29 protein-coding genes are annotated in these 25386 nt (G+C 74.4%); 21 read left to right on the forward strand and 8 right to left on the reverse strand.

Features of this window, described 5'->3' with window-relative positions:
• Nucleotides 1-34: 34 nt before the first annotated feature.
• The 3 genes from K304_RS0116850 (at nt 35) to K304_RS0116860 (ending at nt 2092) form a co-directional block, all read left to right on the forward strand.
• Nucleotides 35-985: a cytochrome c oxidase assembly protein gene (locus tag K304_RS0116850; protein WP_027764721.1), complete on the forward strand. Its 951-nt coding sequence runs from the start codon at nt 35-37 to the stop codon at nt 983-985.
• A gap of 139 nt (nt 986-1124) precedes the next feature.
• The gene (locus K304_RS33665) at nt 1125-1283 is read left to right on the forward strand and encodes a hypothetical protein (RefSeq protein WP_027764722.1); all 159 of its coding nucleotides are present in this window, start codon (nt 1125-1127) and stop codon (nt 1281-1283) included.
• A 77-nt stretch (nt 1284-1360) separates the two neighbouring features.
• Nucleotides 1361-2092: a lysophospholipid acyltransferase family protein gene (locus tag K304_RS0116860; RefSeq protein ID WP_027764723.1), complete on the forward strand. Its 732-nt coding sequence runs from the start codon at nt 1361-1363 to the stop codon at nt 2090-2092.
• A 78-nt stretch (nt 2093-2170) separates the two neighbouring features.
• Here the strand turns inward: K304_RS0116860 and K304_RS0116865 are convergent, their stop codons facing one another.
• Nucleotides 2171-2494, reverse strand: a complete 324-nt coding sequence (locus tag K304_RS0116865) for a type II toxin-antitoxin system Phd/YefM family antitoxin (protein WP_027764724.1) — start codon at nt 2492-2494, stop codon at nt 2171-2173.
• A gap of 89 nt (nt 2495-2583) precedes the next feature.
• Here K304_RS0116865 and K304_RS0116870 point away from each other — a divergent pair, with 89 nt between their 5' ends.
• From K304_RS0116870 to K304_RS29455, 3 genes are read left to right on the forward strand one after another with little or no spacing between them, the layout of a single operon-like run.
• The gene (locus K304_RS0116870) at nt 2584-3225 is read left to right on the forward strand and encodes an ATP-dependent Clp protease proteolytic subunit (protein WP_027764725.1); all 642 of its coding nucleotides are present in this window, start codon (nt 2584-2586) and stop codon (nt 3223-3225) included.
• A gap of 4 nt (nt 3226-3229) precedes the next feature.
• Entirely contained in the window at nt 3230-3550 is a 321-nt protein-coding gene (locus K304_RS0116875) for a hypothetical protein (RefSeq protein WP_027764726.1), read from the forward strand.
• 28 nt (nt 3551-3578) lie between these two features.
• Entirely contained in the window at nt 3579-4115 is a 537-nt protein-coding gene (locus K304_RS29455; protein WP_486591698.1) for a DUF6328 family protein, read from the forward strand.
• Between the two features lie 44 nt (nt 4116-4159).
• Here K304_RS29455 and K304_RS0116885 read toward each other — a convergent pair whose 3' ends face one another.
• Nucleotides 4160-5329 carry an 8-amino-7-oxononanoate synthase gene (locus K304_RS0116885; protein WP_027764727.1) on the reverse strand — a complete coding sequence of 390 codons (1170 nt, stop codon included), beginning with the start codon at nt 5327-5329 and terminating at the stop codon, nt 4160-4162.
• A gap of 154 nt (nt 5330-5483) precedes the next feature.
• On the opposite strand from K304_RS0116885, the gene bioB reads away from it, so the two are divergent.
• Genes bioB through bioD form a run of 3 tightly spaced genes read left to right on the forward strand, consistent with a single transcriptional unit; the run spans nt 5484 to nt 8648 of the window.
• Entirely contained in the window at nt 5484-6548 is a 1065-nt protein-coding gene (gene bioB / locus K304_RS0116890; protein WP_027764728.1) for a biotin synthase BioB, read from the forward strand.
• A complete protein-coding gene (locus K304_RS29460; protein WP_051308538.1) occupies nt 6541-7917 on the forward strand; it encodes an adenosylmethionine--8-amino-7-oxononanoate transaminase in 1377 nt (458 codons plus the stop codon). The genes bioB and K304_RS29460 overlap by 8 nt, the downstream gene beginning before the upstream one ends.
• Nucleotides 7914-8648, forward strand: a complete 735-nt coding sequence (gene bioD / locus K304_RS29465; RefSeq protein ID WP_051308539.1) for a dethiobiotin synthase — start codon at nt 7914-7916, stop codon at nt 8646-8648. The genes K304_RS29460 and bioD overlap by 4 nt, the downstream gene beginning before the upstream one ends.
• 74 nt (nt 8649-8722) lie before the next feature.
• Here the strand turns inward: bioD and K304_RS0116905 are convergent, their stop codons facing one another.
• Together K304_RS0116905 and K304_RS0116910 are read right to left on the reverse strand one after the other, a co-directional pair.
• Nucleotides 8723-9094, reverse strand: a complete 372-nt coding sequence (locus K304_RS0116905; protein ID WP_027764729.1) for a hypothetical protein — start codon at nt 9092-9094, stop codon at nt 8723-8725.
• Complete coding sequence (locus K304_RS0116910) at nt 9091-9327, reverse strand: hypothetical protein (RefSeq protein WP_027764730.1); 237 nt, start codon at nt 9325-9327, stop codon at nt 9091-9093. Before K304_RS0116910 ends, K304_RS0116905 begins: the two co-directional genes overlap by 4 nt.
• A 280-nt stretch (nt 9328-9607) precedes the next feature.
• On the opposite strand from K304_RS0116910, the gene K304_RS0116915 reads away from it, so the two are divergent.
• The 5 genes from K304_RS0116915 (at nt 9608) to mug (ending at nt 14904) form a co-directional block, all read left to right on the forward strand.
• Nucleotides 9608-10954 carry a hemolysin family protein gene (locus K304_RS0116915; protein WP_027764731.1) on the forward strand — a complete coding sequence of 449 codons (1347 nt, stop codon included), beginning with the start codon at nt 9608-9610 and terminating at the stop codon, nt 10952-10954.
• Nucleotides 10951-11970, forward strand: coding sequence for a hemolysin family protein (locus tag K304_RS0116920; protein ID WP_027764732.1), 1020 nt, complete (start codon nt 10951-10953; stop codon nt 11968-11970). The genes K304_RS0116915 and K304_RS0116920 overlap by 4 nt, the downstream gene beginning before the upstream one ends.
• A 126-nt stretch (nt 11971-12096) precedes the next feature.
• Nucleotides 12097-12885, forward strand: a complete 789-nt coding sequence (locus K304_RS0116925) for an SGNH/GDSL hydrolase family protein (RefSeq protein WP_027764733.1) — start codon at nt 12097-12099, stop codon at nt 12883-12885.
• 10 nt (nt 12886-12895) lie between these two features.
• Nucleotides 12896-14326: an adenylosuccinate lyase gene (purB, locus tag K304_RS0116930; RefSeq protein WP_027764734.1), complete on the forward strand. Its 1431-nt coding sequence runs from the start codon at nt 12896-12898 to the stop codon at nt 14324-14326.
• The gene (gene mug / locus K304_RS0116935; RefSeq protein WP_078529255.1) at nt 14323-14904 is read left to right on the forward strand and encodes a G/U mismatch-specific DNA glycosylase; all 582 of its coding nucleotides are present in this window, start codon (nt 14323-14325) and stop codon (nt 14902-14904) included. The genes purB and mug overlap by 4 nt, the downstream gene beginning before the upstream one ends.
• Nucleotides 14905-14957: 53 nt before the next feature.
• On the opposite strand, the gene K304_RS0116940 is transcribed toward mug, so the two are convergent.
• Nucleotides 14958-15344 carry a hypothetical protein gene (locus K304_RS0116940; RefSeq protein ID WP_027764736.1) on the reverse strand — a complete coding sequence of 129 codons (387 nt, stop codon included), beginning with the start codon at nt 15342-15344 and terminating at the stop codon, nt 14958-14960.
• 216 nt (nt 15345-15560) lie between these two features.
• Between K304_RS0116940 and K304_RS0116945 the strand changes: the two genes are divergently transcribed.
• Nucleotides 15561-16721: an ROK family transcriptional regulator gene (locus K304_RS0116945; protein WP_027764737.1), complete on the forward strand. Its 1161-nt coding sequence runs from the start codon at nt 15561-15563 to the stop codon at nt 16719-16721.
• An 89-nt stretch (nt 16722-16810) separates the two neighbouring features.
• Here the strand turns inward: K304_RS0116945 and K304_RS0116950 are convergent, their stop codons facing one another.
• Nucleotides 16811-17548, reverse strand: coding sequence for a GntR family transcriptional regulator (locus K304_RS0116950; protein WP_027764738.1), 738 nt, complete (start codon nt 17546-17548; stop codon nt 16811-16813).
• A gap of 232 nt (nt 17549-17780) precedes the next feature.
• Between K304_RS0116950 and K304_RS0116955 the strand changes: the two genes are divergently transcribed.
• Nucleotides 17781-18557 carry an SDR family oxidoreductase gene (locus tag K304_RS0116955; protein WP_486591699.1) on the forward strand — a complete coding sequence of 259 codons (777 nt, stop codon included), beginning with the start codon at nt 17781-17783 and terminating at the stop codon, nt 18555-18557.
• 27 nt (nt 18558-18584) lie between these two features.
• Here the strand turns inward: K304_RS0116955 and K304_RS0116960 are convergent, their stop codons facing one another.
• The gene (locus K304_RS0116960) at nt 18585-19481 is read right to left on the reverse strand and encodes an RNA polymerase sigma-70 factor (RefSeq protein WP_027764740.1); all 897 of its coding nucleotides are present in this window, start codon (nt 19479-19481) and stop codon (nt 18585-18587) included.
• 146 nt (nt 19482-19627) lie between these two features.
• Between K304_RS0116960 and K304_RS0116965 the strand changes: the two genes are divergently transcribed.
• The 3 genes from K304_RS0116965 to K304_RS29470 all read left to right on the forward strand — a co-directional run bounded on the left by K304_RS0116965 (nt 19628) and on the right by K304_RS29470 (nt 21897).
• Nucleotides 19628-20503 carry an alpha/beta fold hydrolase gene (locus K304_RS0116965; protein WP_199779631.1) on the forward strand — a complete coding sequence of 292 codons (876 nt, stop codon included), beginning with the start codon at nt 19628-19630 and terminating at the stop codon, nt 20501-20503.
• Between the two features lie 97 nt (nt 20504-20600).
• Nucleotides 20601-21128: a DUF1990 domain-containing protein gene (locus K304_RS0116970; protein WP_027764742.1), complete on the forward strand. Its 528-nt coding sequence runs from the start codon at nt 20601-20603 to the stop codon at nt 21126-21128.
• A gap of 124 nt (nt 21129-21252) precedes the next feature.
• Nucleotides 21253-21897: a GNAT family N-acetyltransferase gene (locus K304_RS29470; RefSeq protein WP_051308540.1), complete on the forward strand. Its 645-nt coding sequence runs from the start codon at nt 21253-21255 to the stop codon at nt 21895-21897.
• Here K304_RS29470 and K304_RS0116980 read toward each other — a convergent pair.
• Nucleotides 21812-23023: a PLP-dependent transferase gene (locus K304_RS0116980; RefSeq protein WP_027764743.1), complete on the reverse strand. Its 1212-nt coding sequence runs from the start codon at nt 23021-23023 to the stop codon at nt 21812-21814. The two genes, K304_RS29470 and K304_RS0116980, sit on opposite strands and share 86 nt — an antisense overlap.
• A 59-nt stretch (nt 23024-23082) precedes the next feature.
• Between K304_RS0116980 and K304_RS0116985 the strand changes: the two genes are divergently transcribed.
• Entirely contained in the window at nt 23083-23556 is a 474-nt protein-coding gene (locus tag K304_RS0116985) for an Lrp/AsnC family transcriptional regulator (RefSeq protein ID WP_027764744.1), read from the forward strand.
• 77 nt (nt 23557-23633) lie between these two features.
• A complete protein-coding gene (locus K304_RS0116990) occupies nt 23634-25361 on the forward strand; it encodes a DUF885 domain-containing protein (protein WP_027764745.1) in 1728 nt (575 codons plus the stop codon).
• The last annotated feature ends 25 nt before the right edge of the window (nt 25362-25386 follow it).

Consider the following 25386-nt stretch of genomic DNA (forward strand, 5'->3'; position numbering starts at 1 on the left):
TGCGGGCGGATCGGCACGAACCGGGAGCGTAGGGATGGATCACGGCGGACACGGCATGACGATGGATCTGCCGCCGATCACACTGGGACGGGCGCTGGAGTTCTCCGCCGACCCCTTCTTCCTCGTGGGCTGCCTGCTCGCGCTGCTGCTGTACGGCGCGGGCGTGGTGCGGCTGCGGCGACGCGGCGACGCGTGGCCGGTGTCCCGGACGGCCGGGTTCGTGCTGGGCGTGCTGAGCGTGGGCCTGGTGATGTGCACCGGGCTGAACGAGTACGGGATGGTCCTGTTCAGCGCCCACATGGTGCAGCACATGATCATCAGCATGCTGTCGCCGATCCTGCTGCTGCTGGGCGCTCCCGTGACGCTGGCGCTGCGGGCGCTGCCCGCCGCCGGGCGGGGGCGGCGGGGGCCGCGCGAGCTCCTGGTGGCGCTGCTGCACAGCCGGTACGTGCGCGTGGTGTCGCACCCGGCGTTCACGATCCCGCTGTTCATCGCAAGCCTGTACGGCCTCTACTTCACTGCGTTGTTCGACCTGCTCATGTCCTCACGGGCGGGACACCTGACGATGATGGTGCACTTCCTCGCGGTCGGCCTGGTGTTCTTCTGGCCCATCATGGGAATCGACCCGGGCCCGCACCGCCCGGGCTACGTGATGCGGATGCTGGAGCTGTTCGCCGGCATGCCCTTCCACGCGTTCTTCGGCATCGCGCTGATGATGGCGAGCGAGCCGCTGATCGGCACGTACGCGGATCCGCCCGACTCGCTGGGAGTCACCGCGCTGGAGGACCAGGAGTGGGCGGGGGGCATCGCGTGGGCCTTCAGCGAGATCCCGTCGGTGCTGGTCCTGATCGCGTTGGTGTTCCAGTGGTACTTCTCGGAGGAGCGCGCCGCGCGCGCCCGGGACCGGGCGGCGGACCGCGACGGCGACAAGGAGCTGGCCGCCTACAACGCCTATCTGGCGGCGCTGGACGCACGCGGACGGTGAAGGGCACGGGTTGCCCGGGGCCACAGGGGGTACGCGCTCGGTAGCGGTCCGGGCCGGGGCCGGTGACCATGGAGACCTGGCCGCGGCAGGGCGCTCAGGCGGACGCCTGACGGTGCCCGGCCGCCGGGAGGAGGCTGCCATGCCGGGAGCGGCGAAGGCGATGTCGGTGACCACCGTGGCGGCGCTGATCGTGGTGACCGCGTACACGGTGGGGCTGGGCGGGAGCGGCTGGCTGTGGTTCTCGTGGGTGGTCCTGGGCCTGGCGACGGCCGGGGTGATCTCGACACGGCGGAGCTGAGCCGCCCCGCCTCTCCCTTACCCGTGAGTCAGGAGTTAGGGTGCTGCGGCACCTTGACCGACGGGGGAGGCCGACGCGTGTTCTACCAGCTCTGCAAGTACGTCATCCTGGGGCCGCTGCTGCGACTGCTGTTCCGGCCCCGGATCGAAGGGCTGGAACGGGTGCCCGAGGAGGGCGCGGCGATCGTCGCGGGGAATCATCTGTCCTTCTCCGACCACTTCCTGATGCCGGCGATCCTGCGACGGCGCATCACCTTCCTGGCGAAGGCGGAGTACTTCACCGGCCCGGGGCTGAAGGGGCGCCTGACCGCGGCGTTCTTCCGCAGCGTGGGGCAGATCCCGGTGGACCGCTCGGGCCGGGGCGCGGGGCAGGCCGCGGTCGAGGAGGGCGTGCGGGTGCTGGAGCGGGGCGAGCTGCTCGGCATCTACCCCGAAGGCACCCGGTCGCACGACGGCCGGCTGTACAAGGGCCGGGTGGGGGTGGCGGCGATGACGCTGCGCACCGGCGTGAAGGTGGTGCCGTGCGCGATGCTCGGCACCTTCGAACTGCAGCCGCCGGGAAGGCGGTTGCCGCGCATGGGGCGTGTGACGATCCGGTTCGGCGAGCCGCTGGACTTCTCCCGGTTCGCCGGGATGGAGGGTGAGCGCACCGTGCTGCGGGCGGTCACGGACGAGATCATGCACGCCGTCCTGGAGCTGTCCGGCCAGGAGTACGTCGACCTGTACGCGCCGGAGGCCAAGGCCGCCGCGCAGGCGGCGAAGCAGGCGGGCGCGGGCGACGCGCGCGCCGAGGACGAGCGGGGCCGGTAGGTCCCGCCGGGCGGGGGCGGCGCGCCTCCGGGCCCGACGCCTCTCCTCAGCCGTCCTCCGGTGGCGGAGGGCGCTGTTTCACTTCTCGCGGCCCGGCCGCCGGTCTCCGGCGGCCGGGCCGCGGTGTTCCTCCGGCGCGCCGCGTTGTTCTGCGGCGATGCCGAAGCGGCGGCGTTCGCCGGCAGCGGACGGGGTGGGGCGGACGGTGGAGACGGTGCTGATCACCCCGTCGTGCTCCTCGGTCTGCGGCTGCTGAAGTCGTTCCAGGTCAGCGGCGGAGACGAGCGCGACCAGGGGCCTGCCGTGGCGGGTCACGACGACACGTTCCCCGCCGTAGACGACGCGGTTGATCAGATCCGCGAGCTCAGCGCGGGCTTGCGTCACCGGAATCTCGTAGGCCATGCTCACCAGCATACGGACTGTACGTCCTGTATTTTCTGTACAGATTCGGGGCGGAGGTGCCCCGACGTACCCGAACAGAGGTGTCCGCGATGCGCCGACCCGTGCCGACCGCGCGCTACGTCCTTCCCGAGTTCACCGAGCGCACCACCTCGGGGACCCGAACCCTCGACCCGTATTCCAAGCTCCTCGACGAGCGGATCGTCTTCCTCGGCACCCGCATCGACGACACCAGCGCCAACGACGTGATGGCGCAGCTGCTGCATCTCGAACACGCCGCTCCGGACCGGGACATCTCGCTGTACATCAACTCCCCCGGCGGCTCGTTCACGGCCATGACGGCGGTGTACGACACGATGCGGTTCGTCGAGTGCGACATCGAGACCGTCTGCCTGGGGCAGGCCGCGTCGGCGGCGTCGGTACTGCTGGCGGCCGGGACACCCGGCAAGCGGCTCGCGCTGCCCGGGGCGCGGGTGCTCCTGCACGAACCGGCGTTCGACGAGCCGGTGCAGGGGCAGGCCGAGGATCTGGCCATCCAGGCCCGGGAGCTGCTGCGGACCCGCGCCCTGCTGGAGGAGCTTTACGTGCGGCACACCGGCCGCAGCGCCGAGGCGGTCAGGGCCGACCTGGACCGGGACACGGTGCTGGACGCGGAGGGCGCCGTGGCGCACGGCCTGGTCGACCGGATCACGGTCCCCCGCAAGGGTGCGTTCGCGGCGCGCGGGCGGGGGTGACGGCGTGCTTCCACCGGAACTTCCGCCGTTGCCGGCACTCACCCGGGCCGAGGGGGCCGTGGTCGACTCCTACCTCGAGGTCGTCGACCTGCTGGGCCGCATCAACCCCGCCCGCGGCAGCGACACCTACGGCGCGCTGCGTGCCGCGCAGGCCCTGACCGGCCGGGCGGCCGCGCTGCGGGACGCGTTGACGCTCATGCAGCAACGCGGCGAGCGGGACCTGCACGCCGCGACACTGGCCCGCGCGCTGCGGGAGCTGGACGGTGAGCGGCGCGCCGCCCGGGTGACGCTGCCCGCGACGGGAAACGGTGCCACGAAGGAGTGAACGGGCACCACGCGGCAACATGACGGGCATGACCACCCGCAACGAGACGCCCGCGGAACGCGCCGACCGGAACTTCCTGGAGCTGCTCCAGGAGCTCCGCGTCATCCAGACCGGTGTGCAGATCCTCTTCGCGTTCCTGCTCACCCTCGCGTTCACGGCGCGGTTCCCGGAGCTGGACTCCTTCCAGCGCGGTACCTACATCGCGACGCTGCTGCTGTCCGTGCTGGCGGCGATCCTGTTCACCGCCCCGGCGGCGCTGCACCGCACGCTGTTCCGGCGGGGCGCCAAGCGGCTCATCGTGGACGTCTCCGCACGGTTCGCCGCCGCCGGGCTGTTCACGCTGGCGCTGGCGCTGGCGGGCGCGGTGCTGCTGGTGGTGGACGTGGTGCTGGGCCGGGGTGCGGGCGTCTCGGTGGCGGTGGCGGCGCTCGCGGTGTGCGCAGGGTCGTGGGCGCTGCTTCCGCTGTGGCTGCGCCGGGGCCGGGTGCGCCGGGATCCCGACGAGCCCGACGAGACGCGCCGGCCGGGCGACGGGCCGCGCCCGGCTGCCGGCTCGGTGCGCTGAGCGGCGCCGGCGCCGCTGCTCCGGCGGCTCGCTCCCGGGGGCGGTCAGCCGTGACCGGACCGGGCTCCGGGCGGGGCGGTGGAGACGACGACGTCGGCGGCGTGGTCGAGGTCGGCGCCGGTGAGGTCGGCTCGGGCGGTGAGGCGCAGGCGGGAGATGCCGTCGGGGACGGAGGGCGGGCGGAAGCAGCCCACGGTCAGCCCACGGGACGCGCACTCGGCCTGCCAGCGGACCGCCGCCTGCGGCGTGGGGGCGTGCACGGAGACCACCGCGGCGTCGGGACGTGCCCCGGTCAGGCCCGCCGCGGTGAGCCGGTCGTGCAGTCCGGAGGCGGCGGCCCGTACCCGCGCGGAACGGGCGGGCTCGGCGCGGAGCAGGCGGAGCGCGGCCAGGGCGGCGGCCGTGGCTGCGGGCGCCAGGCCGGTGTCGAAGATGAAGGTGCGGGCCGTGCTCACAAGGTGGTCGATGACGCGGGCGGGCCCCAGGACGGCGCCGCCCTGGGCGGCCAGCGACTTGGAGAGGGTGACGGTGACGACGGTGTCGGGACTGCCGGCCAGACCGGCGGCGTGCGGGGCGCCGCGTCCACCGTCGCCGAGCACGCCGAGGCCGTGGGCGTCGTCGACGAGGAGCGCGGCGCCGTGCGCGCGGCAGGCGGCCGCGAGGGCTCCCAGGGGCGCGGCGTCACCGTCGACGGAGAACACCGAGTCGGTCAGCGCCATGGTCCGGCCGGGGTGCCCGTCGAGGGTCTTGCGCACCGCGTCCGGGTCGTTGTGCGGGACGACGGCGGTACGGGCGCGGGAGAGCCGGCATCCGTCGATGAGTGAGGCGTGGTTGGCGGTGTCGGAGACCAGCAGGGTGCCGGAGTCGGTCAGTGCGGTGACGGCGGCGAGGTTGGCGGCGTAGCCGGAGGCGAGCACGAGGGCCGCTTCGAAACCGCAGAAGGCGGCGAGTTCGGCCTCGAGTTCGGCGTGCAGCTCGGTGGAGCCGGTGACGAGGCGGGAGCCGGTGGAGCCGGCGCCCCAGCGGCGGGCGGCGGCCGCCGCCGCGTCGGTGATCTGCGGGTGACGGGCGAGGCCGAGATAGTCGTTGCCCGCGAGGTCCAGGCCGGAGCGGTCCGCGGCGCGCGGCCGCAGCGTCCGGTTCAGTCCGGCGCGGTGGCGCAGGCGTTCGGCCTCCTCGAGCCAGTGGAAGGGGTCGCGGGGCCGGCCGGGCATGGCGGGGTCCTGTCCTCGTCTGCGGTCGTGGGCTTCCGACAAAGGTAGCCGCGGGCCGGACGGGCCGGGGTGTGGCGATACACACACCCGTTTCCGCCGATCTTGTGGGCTCTCTCCTTTCGCGGCGCGCCCGGCGTAGGCGAGTATCAGCGCCATGGACCTGCTGAACACTCTGGTGGACAAGGGGCTGCGGCGCGAGCTGCCGACGCGCGACGAGGCGCTGGCGGTGCTGGCGACGGCGGACGACGAACTCCTCGACGTGGTGGCCGCGGCCGGGAAGGTACGCCGCCACTGGTTCGGACGGCGGGTCAAACTCAACTACCTGATCAACCTGAAGTCCGGGCTGTGCCCGGAGGACTGCTCGTACTGCTCGCAGCGCCTGGGTTCGAAGGCGGAGATCCTCAAGTACACGTGGCTGAAGCCGGACGAGGCCGCGCAGGCCGCCACCGCCGGGGTGACGGGCGGCGCCAAGCGGGTGTGCCTGGTGGCCAGCGGGCGGGGCCCCACCGACCGGGACGTGGACCGCGTGTCGGAGACGATCGCGGCGATCAAGGGCGAGCACGGGGACGTGGAGGTGTGCGCGTGCCTCGGACTGCTCTCCGACGGGCAGGCCGGCCGCCTCAAGGACGCCGGAGCGGACGCCTACAACCACAACCTCAACACCTCCGAGTCGACGTACAAGGACATCTGCACCACCCACGACTACGCCGACCGGGTGGGGACGGTGCAGCAGGCCCAGCAGGCCGGGCTGTCGGCGTGCTCCGGGCTGATCGCCGGCATGGGCGAGTCCGACGAGGACCTGGTCGACGTGGTGTTCGGGCTGCGCGCGATGGACCCGGACTCGGTGCCGGTCAACTTCCTCATCCCGTTCGAGGGCACGCCGCTCGCCGGCGAGTGGAACCTGACGCCCCAGCGCTGCCTGCGCATCCTGGCGATGGTGCGCTTCGTGTGCCCGGACGCCGAGGTCCGGCTGGCGGGGGGCCGCGAGGTACAGCTGCGGTCGATGCAGCCGCTCGCGCTGCACCTGGCGAACTCCATCTTCCTCGGCGACTACCTCACCAGCGAGGGGCAGGCGGGCAAGGCGGACCTGGAGATGATCGCCGACGCCGGCTTCGAGGTGGAGGGCGCGGACACCACCACCCTGCCCGAGCACCGGACCGACGGGCTGGTGTCCGTGCGGCGGCGCGGCGCCGGCACCGAACTGCCGCCCAATGCCTGAGCCGTTCACCGGAGGGGGCGACCCCGTCGGCGGAGGCGGGCTCACGGCGTCCGAACTGCTGGCGCTGGACCGGCGGCACGTGTGGCACCCGTACGGGCCGATGCCCGGGCGGGAGGAGCCGCTGCTGGTGGAGTCCGCGTCGGGCGTGCGGCTGCGGCTGGCCGAGCCGGTGGAGGGCCGCCGTGAGCTGGTGGACGGCATGTCGTCGTGGTGGTCGGCCATCCACGGCTACAACCACCCGGTGCTCAACGCCGCCGCGACCGAGCAGCTGGGGCGGATGAGCCACGTGATGTTCGGCGGGCTGACGCACGAGCCCGCGGTGCGGCTGAGCAGGCGGCTGGTCGACATCACCCCCGAGGGGCTGGAGCACGTGTTCCTCGCCGACTCCGGTTCGGTGTCGGTGGAGGTCGCGCTCAAGATGTGTCTGCAGTACCAGCGGTCCCGGGGCCGGCCGCGCCGGCAGCGGCTGCTGACCTGGCGCGGCGGCTACCACGGCGACACGTGGAACCCGATGTCGGTGTGCGATCCGGACGGCGGCATGCACGGCCTGTGGGCCGGGGTGCTGCCCCGTCAGGTGTTCGCGGACGCGCCGCCGTCCGGCTTCGAGGCCGCGGTGGACCCGGAGTACGCCGCGCACCTGCGGGAGCTGGTGGCGCGGCACGCGGACGAACTGGCCGCGGTGATCGTGGAACCGGTGGTGCAGGGCGCGGGCGGCATGCGCTTCCACTCCCCCGGCTATCTGCGGGTGCTGCGGGAAGTGTGCGACGAGCACGACGTGCTGCTGGTGCTGGACGAGATCGCCACCGGTTTCGGCCGAACGGGCGCGCTGTTCGCGTCCGGGCACGCCGGGATCGCGCCGGACGTGCTGTGCGTGGGCAAGGCCCTGACGGGCGGCTACCTGACGATGGCGGCGACGCTGTGCACGTCGCGGGTGGCCGAGGGGATCTCGCGGGGCGAGGTGCCGGTGCTCGCGCACGGACCGACGTTCATGGGGAATCCGCTGGCGTCTGCGGTCGCCGACGCTTCGCTGGATCTGCTGCTCGGGCAGGACTGGGCGGCGGAGGTCGCACGCGTGGAGTCGGGGCTGCGCGCCGGTCTGGAGCCGGTACGGGCGCTGCCCGGGGTGCGGGACGTACGGGTGCTCGGTGCCGTCGGCGTGGTGCAGCTGGACGACCCGGTGGACACCGCCGCGGCCGGGCGGGCGGCCGTACGCGAGGGCGTGTGGCTGCGCCCGTTCCGCGACACGGTGTACACGATGCCGCCGTACGTGACCGGCGACGAGGACGTGGCACGCATCTGCGCCGGCGTACGGGCGGCCGTGGCCGCCTCGGTGGAGGCCACGGCGGCAACGGGGACGGCGGCGCGATGACGGTCCTGGTCGTCACGGGTACGGGCACCGGGGTGGGCAAGACCGTGGCCACCGCGGCGCTCGCCGCCGCCGCGGTGCGGGCGGGGCGTTCGGCGGCGGTGGTCAAGCCGGCGCAGACGGGCGTCGCGCCCGGTGAGGCCGGTGACGTGGCGGAGGTCGTACGGCTGGCCGGGAACGCGGTGGAGACCGCGGAGCTGGCCCGCTACCCCGAGCCGCTGGCTCCGGCGACGGCCGCGCGCCGGGCCGGGATGGACACGCTGCCGCCGGTGCGGGTCGCCGCGGCGGTGCGGGAGCTGGCCGGGCGGCACGATCTGGTGCTCGTCGAGGGCGCCGGCGGGCTGCTGGTGCGGTTCGACGAGGAGGGCACCACGCTCGCCGACACGGCGCGGCTGCTCGCGGCGCCGGTGGTGGTGGTCGCGGACGCGGCGCTGGGAACGCTCAACGCGACGGCGCTCACCGCGGAGGCGCTGCGGGCGCGCGGGCTCGACTGCGCGGGCGTGGTGATCGGCGCGTGGCCGGCCGCGCCGGGGCTGGACCACCGGTGCAACCTGGAGGATCTCCCGGTGGTCGCGGGCGCACCGCTGGCCGGGCTGCTGCCCCAGGGCGCGGGCGGCATGGCGCCGGAGGCGTTCCGGGCCGCGGCCGCGGGCTGGCTGGCGCCTTCGCTGGGCGGTACGTGGGACGGCGGGCCGTGCGCGCCGGCGACCGCGGAGACCGGGGCGGGCGGCTGACGGTGCCGCGGCCGGTGGCAGGTCCGGCGTTCCGCGGGCGGCCCGGCCGGGTGGGGCTGCGGTAGGTGCGGCGGTCAGTCGCTCCAGGTGCGGAGCTCGTCGGCGATGGCGTGGACGTCCGCGGAGCCGTCCTTCACCAGCCGGGCCAGGTCCCGGATGCGTTCGGGCGAGATGACGACCCGCATGCCGCTGGCCACCAGGTAGGCGTACGCGACGGCGGAGGCGAACAGCGCGTTGGTGCGTTCCAGCGCCGGGATGTGCAGCAGCAGCTGGAGCAGCGCGGCGGCACGGTCGTGCGGCTCGGGGTAGACGGGGCGGTCGAATATGGTCGCCTCGTGCCGGCTGACGGCGGCGACGAGCGCGCCGTAATCGGTGACACGGGGGTCGCCGGGGGCCTTCTCCTCAGCGATCATGAGCAGCCAGGCCAGGTCGATGCGGACGGTCACGCGGCGTCGCGGCCCTCGCTCTCCGGGGTGCCGAACTCCTCGGCGAAGACGGACTCGTAGCTCTTCATGAAATCGGCGGCGGCCTCCACGAAGGTGTGCCCCACCTCGCCGGCGTCGCGCTGCACCAGCTCTTCGATGTAGCGGTTCATGCTCATGCCCCTCTGCAACGCGCGCTCGCGCGCCGTCTCCGCCGTCGCCTCGTCCACCCGGACGTTCAGCTGGGTCTTGGCCACGCTCCCACGCTAGCGCGTGAGCACTAGCACGGCAAGCGGCGTGGCCGCGGAAGCGGAGCCGGGACGGCGCGGGCGCGTGACCAGGGGTGCTCCGTGCGGGCTGCTTTGCGGACGCTTTACGATGGGTGGCTCACCGGACAGTCGTCCGGGGTTCCAGATCGACCGGAAGGTGTGAGCGTCCGCCCATGGGCGAGCCTCCCAGTACCGACTCCGGCGGCCGTCACGGCCGCCACACGTGCCCCGCCGGCGTGCCCGATCCCGGGTGGGGGGTGGCGGCACGATGACCGAAGTACTCCTGCTTCTGGTGGCGCTCCTCCTCGCCGTGGCCTGCGGCGCCTTCGTGGCCGCCGAGTTCTCGCTGACCACCGTCGAACGCGCCGAGCTGGAGAACGCCGTGGACCGCGGCGAACGCGGCGCGCGGAGCGCGATGAGCGCGGTCACCTCCCTCACGTTCCAGCTCTCCGGCGCGCAGCTCGGCATCACCGTGACCAACCTGGTGGTCGGCATGCTCGCCGAGCCGTCCATCGGCGTGCTGCTGTCCGGCCCGCTCGGTGACCTGGGAGTTCCCGAGTCGGCGTCGTCGTCCGTGGCGCTGGTCATCGGTACCGCGCTGTCCACGCTGGTCATGATGGTGATCGGCGAGCTGGTCCCGAAGAACTGGGCGATCTCCCGCCCGCTTCCGGTGGCGAAGGCGGTCGCCACGCCGCAGCGGCTGTTCTCGGCCGCCTTCCGGCCGCTGATCCGGCATCTGAACAACACCGCGAACCGCGTGGTGGTCCGGATGGGCCTGGAGCCCACCGAGGAGCTGGCGTCCGCGCGGTCCCCGCAGGAGCTGGTGGCGCTGGCCCGGCACTCCGCGAAGGAGGGGGCGCTGGAGGCCGACACGGCGGACCTGTTCGTGCGCACCCTGCATCTGGCGGAGCTCACCGCGGAGAACGTGATGACGCCGCGCGTGCAGGTCACCGCGCTGGAGGTACAGGCCACCGCGGAGGACGTCGCCAACGCGACCCGGGCGACCGGCCTGTCCCGCTTCCCCGTCTTCCGCGGCAACCTGGACACCGTCGTGGGCATCGTGCGGATCAAGGACGTGCTGGCCGTCCCGGCGGAGGAACGGCCGCGGCTGCCGGTGACGGAGCTGCTGCGGGAGCCGCTGCTGGTCCCGGAGTCGCTGACCGTGGACCGCCTGCTGGACCGGATGCCGGGCGGTGACCGGTCCATCGCGGTCGTCATCGACGAGTACGGCGGCACCGCCGGAGTGGTGACGCTGGAGGACATCGTCGAGGAGGTCGTCGGCGAGGTGCGGGACGAGCACGACCCGCACGAGGCGCCCGACCTCGCACCCGCCGGGCAGGACGCGGACGGCCGCAGGCTGTTCGACGCCGACGGCGCGGCACGCACCGACCAGCTGGCGCAGATCGGCCTGCGGGCGCCGGAGGGGCCGTACGAGACGCTGGCCGGCCTGGTCGCCACGGAGCTGGGGCGGATCCCGTCCGAGGGCGACGTGCTGGAGGTCGCCGGATGGCGGCTGGAGGTGCGGGACGCCTCCGGACGGCGCGCGGCGGGCGTACGGCTCACGGGGCCGCTGCCGCACGCGGAACACGACGAGGACGAGGGGGCCTGGCGATGACCGCGCTGCAGTTGTTCATCGGCCTGCTGACGCTGGTGGCCAACGCCTTCTTCGTCGGCGGCGAGTTCGCCATGGTCTCGGTGCGCCGCAGCCAGATCGAACCGCGTGCGCAGGAGGGCGACCGCCGGGCGCGGAGCGTGATGTGGGGCCTGGAACACGTGTCGCAGATCCTGGCCGCCGCGCAACTGGGCATCACGCTGTCCACGCTGGTCCTCGGCGTCGTCGCGGAGCCGGCGATCGCCCACCTGCTGGAGCCGCTGTTCCACGCGGTGTCGATGCCGGAGGGCCTGATCCATCCGATCGCGTTCGCGATCGCCCTGTCCGCGGCGACCTACCTGCACATGCTGGTCGGCGAGATGGTGCCGAAGAACATCGCGCTGGCCGCACCGTACCGCTCGGCCATGGTCCTGGGGCCGCCGATGGTGGCGCTGACCCGGGCGCTGCGTCCGGTGATCTTCACGGTGAACGCGTTCGCGAACACGCTGCTGAAGCTGATCCGGGTGGAGCCCAAGGACGAGGTCGAGTCGACGTTCTCGGACGACGAACTGGCCCGCATGGTCGCGGACTCCAGCGAAGCGGGACTGCTGGACGACCGTTCGACGGAACGGCTGCGGGACGCGCTGGAACTGGGCCGCCGCCCCGTCTCCGACGTGGCGCGACCGCTGGAGCGGGTGGTGTCGGCGCCGCTGGGCGTGACGCCGGAGGAACTGGAACAGCTGTCGTCCGACTCCGGTTACTCCCGCTTCCCGGTCGTCGACGCCAGCGGGCGTGCGATGGGCTACCTGCACGTCAAGGACGCCCTGGACGCGGTGCCGCGCGACGAGGCGTTCCCGCGGAGCGCCCTGCGCCCGATCGCGCTGGTGCGCGGGGCGATGCCCCTGGACGACGTGCTGGGCGCGATGCGCGGCAGCCGTACGCACCTGGCCGCGGTGATCGGCGCCGAGGGGAAGGCGGCCGGCCTGGTCACCATGGAGGACGTGCTGCGGGAGCTGGTGGGCAAGCTTCCCGGCGGGTGACGGGCGGTCCCGCCGCGGCACGCCGGGCCGGCGTGCCGCGGCGGGTGGACCGCTGTGAGCCGGGTGGCCGGCCGGGTGCGTACCGGTGATCTGCTTGACCGGGGCAACCAGTATTCTGGGGCGGCCATGGACAACGCCGCCGCGCCCCCGATCACCAGCTTCGTCGCCCTGGGCGACTCCTTCACCGAAGGCATGTCGGACCTGCTGCCGGACGGCAGCTACCGGGGCTGGGCGGATCTGCTGGCCGCCCGGCTCGCCGCACGGTCCGGGGGCTTCCGGTACGCCAACCTCGCGGTGCGGGGCAAGCTGATCCGTCAGATCGCCGACGATCAGGTGGCGGTCGCGGCCGCGCTGCGCCCGGACCTGGCGACGCTGGTCGGCGGGCTGAACGACGTGCTGCGGCCGCGCTGCGACATGGGCCGGGTGTGCGCCGTGCTGGAGGAGTCGGTGGAACGGCTCGCGCCGTACTGCGGCCGGCTGGTGCTGATGCGCAGCCCCGGGCGGCGCGGGCCGGGGCTGGAGCGCTGCCGGCCCCGGATGGAGCAGCTGTTCTCCTTCGTCGACGCTCTCGCCGGCCGGCACGGCGCGACGGTGGTCGACCTGTACTCCGCCCCGTCGCTGACCGACCCGCGGCTGTGGGCGGACGACCGGCTCCATCTGACGGACGAGGGGCACCGCAGGGTCGCCGAGGCGGTGTGGCAGGCGGTCGGGCTGCCCGCCGAGTCCGACTGGGAGACGCCGCTGCCGGAGTCCGCGCCGCCCGGCTGGCTGCTGCGACGGCGCGCGGACCTGCGGTTCACCCGCGAGCATCTGGTGCCGTGGGTCGGCCGCCGGCTCTCCGGGCGTTCCTCCGGCGACGGACGGTCGCCCAAGCGCCCGGACCTCACCCCGCTGGCCTGCGAGGACACCCCGTAGAATCCGCGGTGTGAGTGAAAAGCCCCGCATCCCGAACGTTCTGGCCGGCCGCTACGCCTCGACGGAGCTGGCCGTCCTGTGGTCCCCCGAGTACAAGGTCACGCTGGAGCGGCGGCTGTGGCTCGCCGTGCTCCGCGCCCAGCGGGACCTGGGTGTGGAGGTCCCGGACGGGGCCGTCGAGGACTACGAGCGGGTGCTGGAGGAGGTGGACCTGGAGTCCGTCGCCGCGCGGGAGCGCGTCACCCGGCACGACGTGAAGGCCCGCATCGAGGAGTTCAACGCGCTCGCCGGGCACGAGCAGGTCCACAAGGGCATGACGTCCCGGGACCTGACGGAGAACGTCGAGCAGCTGCAGGTGCGGCTTTCGCTGGAGCACGTGCGGGACCGCGCGGTGGCGCTGCTGGCGCGGCTGGGGAGGCTGGCGGGCGAGCACGCGGAGCTGGTGCTGGCCGGCCGCTCGCACAACGTGGCCGCGCAGGCGACGACGCTGGGCAAGAGGTTCGCGACCGCGGCGGACGAGCTGCTGGCCGCGTACGAGCGGCTGGAGGACCTGCTCGGCCGGTACCCGCTGCGGGGGGTGAAGGGCCCGGTGGGTACCGCGCAGGACATGCTGGACCTGCTGGGCGGCGATGCGGGGAAGCTGGCCGAGCTGGAGCGTCGCGTCGCCGGGCACCTCGGTTTCGCGCGCGCCTTCACCTCCGTCGGGCAGGTCTACCCGCGGTCGCTGGACTACGACGTGGTGACGGCACTGGTGCAGCTCGCGGCGGCGCCGTCGTCACTGGCGAAGACGATCCGGCTGATGGCAGGCCAGGAGCTGGTCACCGAGGGCTTCAAGGAGGGCCAGGTCGGCTCGTCGGCGATGCCGCACAAGATGAACACGCGTTCCTGCGAGCGGGTCAACGGCCTCGCGGTGATCCTGCGCGGGTACGCGTCGATGGCCGGCGAGCTGGCTGGCGACCAGTGGAACGAGGGCGACGTGTCGTGCTCCGTGGTGCGCCGGGTGGCGTTGCCGGACGCGTTCTTCGCGTTCGACGGATTGCTGGAGACTTTCCTGACGGTGCTGGACGAGTTCGGCGCGTTCCCGGCCGTCCTCGCCCGCGAGCTGGACCGCTACCTGCCCTTCCTGGCGACGACGAAGGTGCTGATGGGCGCCGTGCGGGCCGGTGTGGGACGGGAGACCGCGCACGAGGCGATCAAGGAGCACGCGGTGGCCTCGGCGCTGGCGATGCGTCAGGGCGCGGAGCGCAACGAGCTGCTGGACCGGCTCGCCGCCGACGACCGCATCCCGCTGGACCGTGCGGCGCTGGACGCGCTGATGGCCGACCGGCTGTCGTTCACCGGCGCGGCGGGCGAGCAGACGGCCGCCGTGGCGGCGAGGATCGAGGAGATCGTCAAGCGCCACCCGGAGGCGGCCGGGTACACGCCGGGGTCGATCCTCTGAGCAGCCCGCCCCCGCCGCCGTTCCGCCCCTCCCCCGCCGACCTGGAGGCCGCGCGCGACCGCCTGGTGCCGGACGTGGTCGCGGAGGGCTTGCGAGTGCTGTTCTGCGGCATCAACCCCGGGCTCTGGTCGGCGGCGACCGGCCACCACTTCGCGCGGCCGGGCAACCGGTTCTGGCCGGTTCTGCATCGGTCCGGCTTCACGCCGCGGCAGTTGGCGCCGCACGAGGAGCGCGAGCTGCTGGAGCACGGCCTGGGCATCACCAACGTGGTCGCCCGGGCCAGTGCCCGTGCGGACGAGCTGACCCGCGAGGAGTACGAGGCCGGCGGGCGCGCGCTGGAACGCAGGGTCGCGCGGTGGCGTCCGGCGTGGCTGGCGGTGGTGGGGGTGACCGCGTACCGGGCGGCGTTCGGCGAACGGCGGGCCGGCGTGGGCCCGCAGGAGCGGACCATGGGCGGCACGCGCATGTGGGTCCTGCCCAACCCCAGCGGCCTCAACGCGCACTGGCAACCGGCCGCGATGGCGGAGGAGTTCGGGCGGCTGCGTGCCGCCTCGGAGGCGGACCGGGCGGACGGCTGAGCCGCGTGCGGCGTCAGCCGCTGCCGGTCGGTGTCAGCCGCTGCCGGTCGGTGTCAGTCGGTGTCGCCGACCGCGGCGACCAGGTGAAAGGGCAGGTCGTCGCCCTGCCGGCCCACGCCGACACCCAGCCAGCGGTCGCCGACCTGCCAGCGGCGCAGGACGCGGACGGAGGCACAGAGGGTGCGCCGGGGTTCGGGGACCGGCTCCCCCGAGGCCAGCCGCACCAGGTCGTCGGTGAGGTCGAGCACCTCGGGCTCGCCCCAGCGGTGGGTGAGCAGCTCCACCAGCGCCTCGCAGTCGGTGCCGAATGCCTCCTCCGCCTCCAGGACGGCGCTCGGGTCGTCCCCGGACGGGTCCGCGCCGACGGCGAGGTCGGCGGTGCGCGGTCCGGGCACCGCCAGGAGGCTCTCGACGGCGGCGGCGTGGTCGGCGAGGATCATGGGACCAGTAAACCGTCCTCCGGGGGCGGTTGACGACGGTTCAGGCACGGGCGTTCCGCGACGCCCGAACGGGAGCGGCCGGGAAGCCGCCCCCGGCCCGGCCGAGGGGACGTCCGCGCCGCCCGCCACGGGTCCGTTTCCCGAGGGCGGCGCTGCTCGCAGGGCCGCGGCGGAGCGGATACGATCCGCTGCACGCGCACGACCAGGGAGGCGGACGTGGGGAGGCTCACCGGCGGCGACCCGTCGCTGCTGCGTCGGATCAACTCCGCCGTCGTGCTGCGGGCTCTGCGCGGGACGGACGAACCGCCGACGCTGACGCTGACCGACCTCGCCCACGCGACGGGCCTGTCGCGCCCCACCGTCGAAGGTGTGGTGGAGGGCCTGGCGGACGCCGGACTGGTCGCCGAGGACACTCAGGGCGGCGGCGACGCCCGCCGCGGACGGCCCGCACGCCGGTTCCGGTTCTGCTCCGAGGCGGGGCACCTGCTGGGCGTGGAGATCGGACCGCACCGCGTCGCCGCGGTGCTGGCGGACCTGACGGGGCGCACCACCTCGACGATGGCACGGCCGGTCGCGGAGGACGCCGAGGCCGGCCGGCGGCTGGAGCACGTCCGCACGCTGGTCGCGGATCTGCTGCGCCGGGCGGGGGTGGCCCGCACCTCGCTGCGCGCGGTCGGCGTGGGGAGCCCCGGCATCGTGGAGGCGGACGGCCGGGTACGGCTGGGCACGGCGCTGCCGGGATGGACCGGCCTCCCCCTGGGCGACCGGCTGCGGCGCTCCTTCCGCTGCCCGGTGCTGGTGGAGAACGACGCGAACGCGGCGGCGCTCGCCGAGCACTGGAAGGGCGCGGCGGCCGGCTCGGAGGACGTGGTGTTCGTCCTGGCGGGTCTGAGCCCCGGCGCCGGGTCGCTGATCGGCGGGCGGCTGCACCGGGGGTTCGGCGGCGCGGCGGGAGAGATCGGAGCGCTGCACCTGCTGGGCAGGGAGGCCACCCCGGAGCGTCTGCTGTCCACGACGGGCGAGCCGCTGCACCCGCTGGACGAGGAGGCGGTCGCCCGGGTCTTCGAGCTCGCCCGGGAGGGCGACCCCCGGGCGACGGAGGCGGTCGGAAGGTTCATCCGGCGGCTGGTGCACGACGTGGCGGCGCTGGTCCTGGCCCTGGACCCGGAGCTGGTGGTCGTGGGCGGCTGGGCCTCGGGGCTGGACGGGGTGCTGGACCCGTTGCGTCAGGAGCTGGAGCGGTACTGCCTGCGGCCGCCCCGGGTGGCGCTGTCGGAGCTGGGCGAGGCGGCGGTCGCGACCGGCGCGCTGCGGCTGGCGGTGGACCATCTGGAGGAGCGGCTGTTCGCGGTCGAGGGCACGGCGGTCGGCGGCTGAGACGGAACGCGAGCGCGAGGGCGCCTCGCCGCTCGGCGGCGGCGAGTCACTCGCCGTTCCCGCGGTGCCCCGCGCGTCGCGGGGTCCGGTCAGCCCGCCAGGGGCAGCGGGCCGGTCTCGGCGAAGGTGAGCTTGCAGGTGTCGGCGCGGTAGGTGGCCACGGCGACGGCGGCGGTGCGGCCGGCGGAGAAGTAGCGGGTGGTGACGACGAGGACGGGCGCGCCGGGCAGCCGGTCGAGCTGACGGGCGTCCTCCGCACGGGCGGAGCCCAGTTCGACCGCGCGGTCCTGGCCCTCCAGCGCGTTGGCGTGGAGCAGCCGCAGCAGTCCGTGGGCGGCGTCGGCGTCGCCGTGGGTGAGGTCGGGCGCGCCCGGCAGCGAGGCGGCGGGGAGGTAGAGGAGTTCGGTGGCGACCGGCTGTCCGTGGCTGATGCGGGTGCGGCGCACCGCGTGCACCGGCGTGCCGGGAGTGGTGGCCAGCAGCCGGGCCACGGGAGCGGGCGGCGCGGCCGGCTCGACGCCGTCGGTCTGCCACGCCTCGCCGGGCAGGCCCGGCCAGCGGTGGGGCTCGGGACCGACGTCGACGCCGACGCGCGGGGGCGCCACGGTGGTGCCGACGCCGCGGCGGCGCTGCAGCCGTCCTTCGAGTTCGAGCTGTTCGAGGGCCTGCCGGAGGGTGGCGCGGGCGACTCCGAACCGGGCGGCCAGTTCCCGTTCGTTGGGCAGGATCTCGCCGACGGAGAACTCGGAGTCGAGCGCGTCGGTCAGGACGGTCTTCAGGTGCCAGTACTTCGGCTCCGGAACCTGTTCGAGCTGTGTCGTCCCCACCCTTGCCTCCGCATGTCGCCGCGCGGGGGCGGCAGTCGGGTTCTTTACGCGTGGTCCTTTATGAAAGGTTGTTGCGTAAGCCCGACCATAGGACGGCGCGGTGCGCTGGTCAAGACCAATCGACGGCGAGCGGTCGCGCCCGTGTTGTCCACGGCCGGGCGCCGGTGGGATGCTCGATCATCGATCGGGCGCCGACCGGGGTGCCGATCGGGTGCCGGAGAAGAAGGGCGGGGTGACGGGAGTGACGCGGACGGAGGACGCCACCCGGCCGGTGACGGTGGTCACCGGGGGCGGGCGGGGCATCGGTGCGGCGACCGCGCTGCGGCTGTCGCGGGCCGGGCACGACGTGGGCATCGGCTACGAACGCGACGCGGAGGCGGCGCAGCGGACCGCCGCAGCGGTGCGGGACGCGGGCGGACGAGCGGTGACCTTCCGTCTGGACGTCAGCGACGAGGACCAGGTGGACGCGTTGTTCACCGAGGTGCGCGAGCGCCTGGGCCGGGTGACGGGAGCGGTGTGCAACGCGGGCGTCACCGGTCCGCTGGGCCGCTTCACCGAGACACCGGCGTCCGTGATGCGCCGGGTGACCGAGGTGAACGTCCTGGGCACGCTGCTGTGTGCGCGCCGCGCGCTGCGCGAGATGTCGACCGCGCACGGCGGGGCGGGCGGCGCGATCGTCGCCGTCTCCTCGTGCGCGGCGACGCTGGGCAGCCCGGGCGAGTACGTGCACTACGCGGCGACGAAGGCGGCTGTCGACGCGATGACGGTGGGGCTGGCGAAGGAGTACGGGCCGGAGGGCGTGCGGGTGAACTCGGTGCAGCCCGGGTCGGTCCTCACCGACATGCACGCGGCGATGGGCGACCCGGACCGCGCGTGGCGGAAGGCCGAGGTCACGCCGCTGCGGCGGCCGGGCGAGCCGCGCGAGATCGCGGACGCGATCGCCTGGCTGCTGTCGGACGAGGCGTCGTTCACCTCCGGCGCCGTGCTGCGGGTGTCCGGCGGGCTGTGAGACTCCGGACCGCGGACGGCGGCGCGGTCACGGGGCCAGGTGGGCGACCTTGTCCGGATTGGCCATCAGGTACAGGGTGCGGATGCGACCGTCGGCGACGTCCACGGACATGACGGTGTGCGGGCGCCCGCCGCTGGTGACCAGGACCGCGGGGGCGGCGTTGAGCTCGAGGAAGGTCCACCGCACGTCGGGGATCTCGGTGGGGCCGATGGCCGCGAGGAAGCGGGCGACCTTGCGGGCCGACTCGATGACGCGGCGCGGCGCCTTGGCCTTGCCGCCGGCGTCGCCGACCAGCCGGGCGTCGGGGGCGAGGACGGCCAGCAGCCCTTCGAGATCGCCGGCGGTCGCGGCGGCCAGGAAGCGTTCGGTCAGGTCGCGTTGCTGCGCCGGGTCGACCTCGAACCGCGGCCGGCGCTCGGCGACGTGCCGGCGTGCCCGTCCGGCCAGCTGCCGCACTGCCGGTTCGGCACGCTCCAGGATGGCGGCGATCTCGGTGTACGGGTAGCCGAAGGCCTCGCGGAGTACGAATACCGCGCGTTCCAGCGGGGAGAGCGACTCCAGCACCACCAGGAGGGCGAAGGAGACCGACTCGGCCAGCACCACCCGGTCGGCGCCGTCGGGCACCGGGGCGGCGGCGAGGTCGGTGGGGAACGGCTCGGGCAGCCAGGGGCCGACGTAGGTCTCCTTGCGCGCCTGGACCTGGCGGAGCCGGTCGATGGCGAGGCGGGTGGCGGTCCTGACCAGGTAGCCGCGGGCGTCGCGTACGGCGGTGGTGTCGGCGGCGGACCAGCGCAGCCATGCCTCCTGGACGACGTCCTCGGCGTCCGCGACGCGGCCCAGCATGCGGTAGGCGACGGCGAGGAGCACGTCGCGGTGCTGCTGGAATTCCCGGGCCGGGGCGGTGGTGGAGTTCTCGGCTGCCACGGCTCCATGATGGCATCCGGGCGGGGGACGACGTCGCCGGGTGGGCGGCTCGCGGCGGGTTTCGCCCTTCCCTCCTCCACCCCTTGCTGACATGGTGTCTAGGACCGTCTCTCCGACAACTCCGACCAGCGCGCAGGGAGTCCGCCGTGACCGTCGCCCCCGTCCACGCAGCCGTGCCCGTCTCCGACAGCTCCGTGCGGGTGCGCCCGCCCGGCGGCCCGGAGTTCGAGGTGGTCCACGAACGGCGGGGCAGCGGTGCTCCTGTGCTGCTCCTGCACGGCATCGGGCACCACTGGCAGGCATGGGAACCGGTGCTCTCCGCACTGGCCGCCTCGCACGAGGTGGTGGCCGTGGACCTGCCGGGCTTCGGCGCCTCGCCCGCGCTGCCTCCGCCCTACGACTACGACCTGGGCACGGTGGTGCCGCTGCTGGCCCGCACCCTGGAAGCGCTGGGCATCGAGCGGCCGCACGTGGTGGGCAACTCCCTCGGCGGCCTCCTGGCGCTGGAGCTCGGGCGGCACGGGCACGCCCGCTCGGTCACGGCCCTCTCCCCCGCCGGGTTCTGGACCGAGCCGGAGCGACGGTACGCGTTCGGGGTGCTGCGCGGCATGCGGGCGGGCGCCGCGGCCCTTCCGGACGGCGCGGTGCGCCGGCTGGCCCGCACCGCGGCCGGGCGCGCGGCGCTGACCAGCACCATCTACGCCCGGCCGGGGCGGCGTTCTCCGGAAGCGGTGGTGGCCGAGACGCAGGCGTTGCGGGACGCGGCCGGCTTCGCCCCGACCCTGGCCGCGGGGCGGCGCGACGACGTCCGCTTCACCAGCGACCTCACGGACGTCCCGGTGACCCTCGCCTGGGGCGACCGGGACCGGCTGCTGCCGCCCCGTCAGGGGGTGCGCGCCAAGAAGACGATCCCCGGAGCCCGGCTGGTCCGGCTGAACGGCTGCGGGCACGTGCCGATGAACGACGACCCCGCAAGGGTGACGCGGGTCGTCCTGGACACGGTGGCGCGCGCCACGACGTGAACGCCACGCCACCGGCCGGGGGCCGGGCGCGTCCGTGCGGCGCGCCTTTCGGGGGCCGGGCTCCGCACGGACGCGCGGCCCGCGCCATACTGGCGCCGTGGATGGGGACTTCACTTACGCGGACGTGGGGGCGACCGCGACGGACCGGCAGCCGGAGGGCTTCTCCCGGCTGTGGGTGCGGACGCGGATCGGTGAGGGCGACGCCGACTTCCGGAGGGCCGCGGGCGCGGTGTCCGGGTGGCGGATGCACCGGGCGATGGGAGTGCGCATCGACGCCGACGCCGAGTCGGCCGTCGAGGGCGCGCGAGTGCGCGTGGGGCTGGGCATCGGACCGTTGCGGCTGTACGCGCCGTGCCGGGTGGTGTGGACGCTCGACGAACGGCGGCGCGCGGGCTGGGCGTACGGCACGCTGGCCGGGCACCCGCAGTGCGGGGAGGAGGCGTTCGTCGTCACCCGCGACGGCTCGGGCACGGTCTGGCTGACGGTGCTGGCGTTCAGCCGGCCCGCTGCCTGGTGGACGCGCGCCGCGGGCGGGCTGGTGCCGGTGTTCCAGCGCCGGTACGCCGACCGGTGCGGGACCGTGCTGCGGCGACTGGTGCGGGAGGGCGGACGTGCCGGGGGCTGAGCGGGCTGCCCGAAACGTCCCGCCGGAGCGGCGAGGCGCCCGACCGGCCCCGGGCGGGGCGGAGTTCACCCCGTCGTCACGCCACGGTGAGGACGCGGCAACACGACCGGGCGAACGTGGCCGGGTGGACGAGACGACGACTGCGGGCAACCGCCCCGGCAGCCGGCGGCGCGGACGGCCCGCCGGGCACGCCCCGCGGGACGTGCTGCTGCCGCGCGGCGGCGGCACGCTCACGGTGGGGCCGGTGGACGTCCGCGACGCGGACGCCGTGACGGCGCTGCACGCACTCTGCTCCGACGCCGTGCTGCGGGCCCGCTACCGGACGCCGGGCGCGGCGTCCGGCGCGCGGCTGCGCGGGGAGGCCGACGTGCTGCTGTCGCACCTGCTCGCTCCGCACATGGGGCACACCCTGGGCGCGTTCCGGCCCGACGGCACAGTCGTCGGCCTGGGGCACCTGCTGTGGGACGGTGCGGACGAGGCGGAGACCGCCCTCCTCGTGGCGGACTCCTGGCAGCGGCGGGGCGTCGGGGCCGGGCTGCTGCGGCGGCTGGTGAGAACGGCCGGTCGGCGTGGGCTCGACCGGGTCTACACCGTCGCGACGCGACCGGCCACCGGCGCGGCGGCGGTGCTGCGCACGCTGGGGCTGCCGCTGGAGTTCCGTCACGAGGAGGACGCCGTCGTCGTCACGGCATCGCGGGTTCCGGCGCCGAGTGAGACGGCACGGCCTGCCGGTCCGCCGGGGCGGGGACGGCACTGCCGGCTCCGCTGAGCGCCGCGTCGAGGTCGTGCCACAGGTCCTCGACGTCCTCCAGGCCGACCGACATGCGCAGCAGCTTCTCGTCGATCCCGCCGCTGCGCCGGTCGTCCTCGGGGACGATGCGGTGGCTGATCGAGCCGGGGTGCTGGATGAGCGTGTCGACGCTGCCGAGGCTGACCGCGGGAGTGATGAGCCGCACCCCGGAGATGACCTCGTGCGGGTCGCCGGCCACCTCGAAGGCGACCATGGCGCCGCCGATCCTCGGGTAGTGGACGCGGGTCACGCGGGGGTCCTCGGCCAGCCGGCGAACGAGTTCGGCGGCGGTCGCGGACTGGGCACGCACCCGGACGGGCAGCGTGGAGAGGCCGCGCAGCAGCAGGTATCCGGCCAGCGGGTGCAGCACGCCGCCGGTGGCGAAGCGGATCTGGCGGAGCTGCCGGGCGGTCTCCTCGTCGCACGCGATGACGCCGCCGAGCACGTCGCCGTGTCCGCCGAGGTACTTGGTGGCGCTGTGCAGCACCAGCCGTGCACCGCTCTCGCACGGCCGCTGCAGCACGGGCGTGGCGAAGGTGTTGTCCACCAGCAGCGGCACCGAGCCGGCGGCCTGGGCCACGGCGGCGAGGTCCTGCTCGGCCAGGGTGGGGTTGGCGGGGCTCTCGACCATGACCAGGCCGGTGTCCGGGCGGATCGCCTCGGCGATCTCACCCGGGTCGACCCAGGTGACCTCGGTGCCGAGCAGGCCGCTGGTCAGCAGGTGGTCGCTGCAGCCGTACAGCGGGCGTACGGCGACGACGTGGCGGAGTCCGGCCGAGGCGCGTACCAGCAGGGTGGCGGTGAGGGCGGCCATGCCGCTGGCGAACGCCACGGCCGCCTCGGTGCCCTCGAGACGGGCGAGGGCGTCCTCGAAACGCGCCACGGTGGGATTGTCGAGGCGGGAGTAGACCGGCGGCCCGTCCGGGCGCGCACCGGTGGCGGCGAACTCGTCGATGCGGGCGGCCTCGGCGCGACTGTCGTGCGACGGGTAGGTGGTGGAAAGGTCCAGGGGCGCCGCGTGCAGGCCGAGGGCGGCGAGGTCCTCGCGTCCGGCGTGCACGGCTTCGGTGGCCAGCGATCGGGTGGCCGCAGTGGTCGTCTCCATGCTCCGATACTGAATAGCGACCGGGAAGTAGCGGAATACCGCCGTGTTACGTTCGGAGCATGACCGAATCCGTCGCTCTGGATCCGGTGGATCTGGAGATTCTGCGCCTGTTGCAGAACGACGCCCGGACCACCAACCGGGACCTCGCCGCCGCGGTCGGCATCGCGCCGTCGACGTGTCTGGACCGGGTGGGCCGGCTGCGGCGCAGCGGGGTCATCCTCGGGCACGAGTTGCGGCTGGACCCGGCACGGCTGGGGCGGTCGCTGGAGGCGCTGCTGCTGGTGCAGGTACGGCCGCACCGCCGGGAGCTGATCGGGCCGTTCGTCGACCGCATCCGCGCGCTGCCGGAATCGCGGGCGCTGTTCCACCTGACCGGCCCGGACGACTACCTGGTGCACGTCGCGGTCACCGGGACGGCCGACCTGCAACGGCTGGTGATCGACGAGTTCACCTCCCGGCGGGAGGTGGCGCGGGTGGAGACCCGGCTCATCTTCCAGCAATGGGCGTGCGGTCCGCTGCTCCCGCCCGCCTGACCGCGGCTCACCCGATCACGAACGGGGGCGGCCGATGGGCGTGACGTGGGGCTCGCTCGCGTACGAGGATGGACCGCATGTCCGATGCAACCACTGCCGCGCAGTCCACCGAGTCCGCCGAGGGGCCGCTCCCCCGCCAGGTCGCGGACGCCTACGTCGACGCCCTCGTCGCGCTCGACCCGATCACCGGAACGTACCTGGGGGTGCCCGAGAGCCACAGCAGACTTCCCGACTTCTCCCCGCACGGGCAGGAGGAACTGGCCCGGCTGGGCCGTGACACGCTCGCGCGGCTGACCGAGGCCGAGCAGCGCCCGGGTGCCGGCAGCGACGCGGAGCGGCGGTGCGCCCGGTTGCTGCGGGAGCGGCTGACCGCCGAACTGGCCGTGCACGAGGCGGGCGAGGGCCTGCGGGCGGTCAGCAACCTGCACTCGCCGGTGCATGCGGTGCGCGGCGTGCTGACGGTGATGCCGTCGGAGACCGAGGAGGACTGGGCGGCGGTCGCACGGCGGCTGCGGGCGGTCCCGGCCGCGCTGGAGGGCTACCGGGCGTCGCTGGCGCAGGGGCTGGACCGGGGTCTGGCGGCGGGTCCGCGGCAGGTCGCCACGGTCGTGGGGCAGTTGGCCGAGTGGACCGGCGACGACGGGGAGGGCGGCGGGGAGAGCTGGTTCGTCTCGTTCGCCGGTGAGGGCCCGGAGCGGCTCGGCGAGGAGCTGGCCGCCGCGGCCGGCGAGGCCACGGGGGCGGTGCGGGAGCTGCGCACGTGGCTGGGGAAGGTGTACGGGCCGGCCGTCGAGGGCGCTCCGGAGACGGTGGGCCGGGAGCGGTACGCCCGGTGGTCCCGGTACTGGAACGGCACGGACCTGGATCTGGACGAGGCCTACGCGTACGGCTGGGCGGAGTTCCACCGGCTGCTGGCTCAGATGCGTGCCGAGGCGGAGAAGGTGCTGCCCGGTGCGGCCACGCCGTGGGAGGCGCTGCGCCATCTGGACACCGCGGGCGAGGCCGTCGAGGGGGTCGAGGAGGTCCGGGACTGGCTGCAGGCGCTGATGGACGAGGCCATCGAGTCGCTGGACGGCACCCACTTCGACCTGGCCGAGCGGGTCAAGCGGGTGGAGTCGCGGATCGCACCGCCGGGCAGTGCCGCGGCGCCGTACTACACACAGCCGTCGCTGGACTTCTCCCGCCCGGGCCGCACCTGGCTGCCGACGCTGGGCGAGACCCGGTTCCCGGTCTACGACCTGGTGTCCACCTGGTACCACGAAGGTGTGCCGGGCCACCATCTCCAGCTGGCGCAGTGGACGCATGTCGCCGGTGAACTGTCCCGCTACCAGACGACGGTGGGGATGGTCAGCGCCAACGCGGAGGGGTGGGCGCTGTACGCGGAGCGGCTGATGGACGAGCTGGGGTTCCTGCGGAACGCGGAGCGGCGGCTGGGCTACCTGGACGCGCAGATGATGCGGGCGCTGCGGGTGATCGTGGACATCGGCATGCACCTGGAACTGGAGATTCCGGCGGACTCGCCGTTCCGTCCGGGCGAGCGGTGGACACCGGAGCTGGCGCAGGAGTTCTACGGCATGCACTGCGGGCGTCCGGCGGACTTCGTGGAGAGCGAACTGGTGCGCTACCTGGGGATGCCGGGGCAGGCGATCGGCTACAAGCTGGGCGAACGTGCCTGGTTGAAGGGCCGGGACGCGGCACGGGCGGCGCACGGCGACGCGTTCGACGCCAAGCGCTGGCACATGGCGGCCCTGTCGCAGGGGTCGCTGGGGCTGGACGACCTGGTGGCGGAGCTGTCGGCGCTCTGAGCCGCCCGGCGCGCACGGCCTTCCT

The organism is Streptomyces sp. CNS606 (assembly GCF_000426325.1).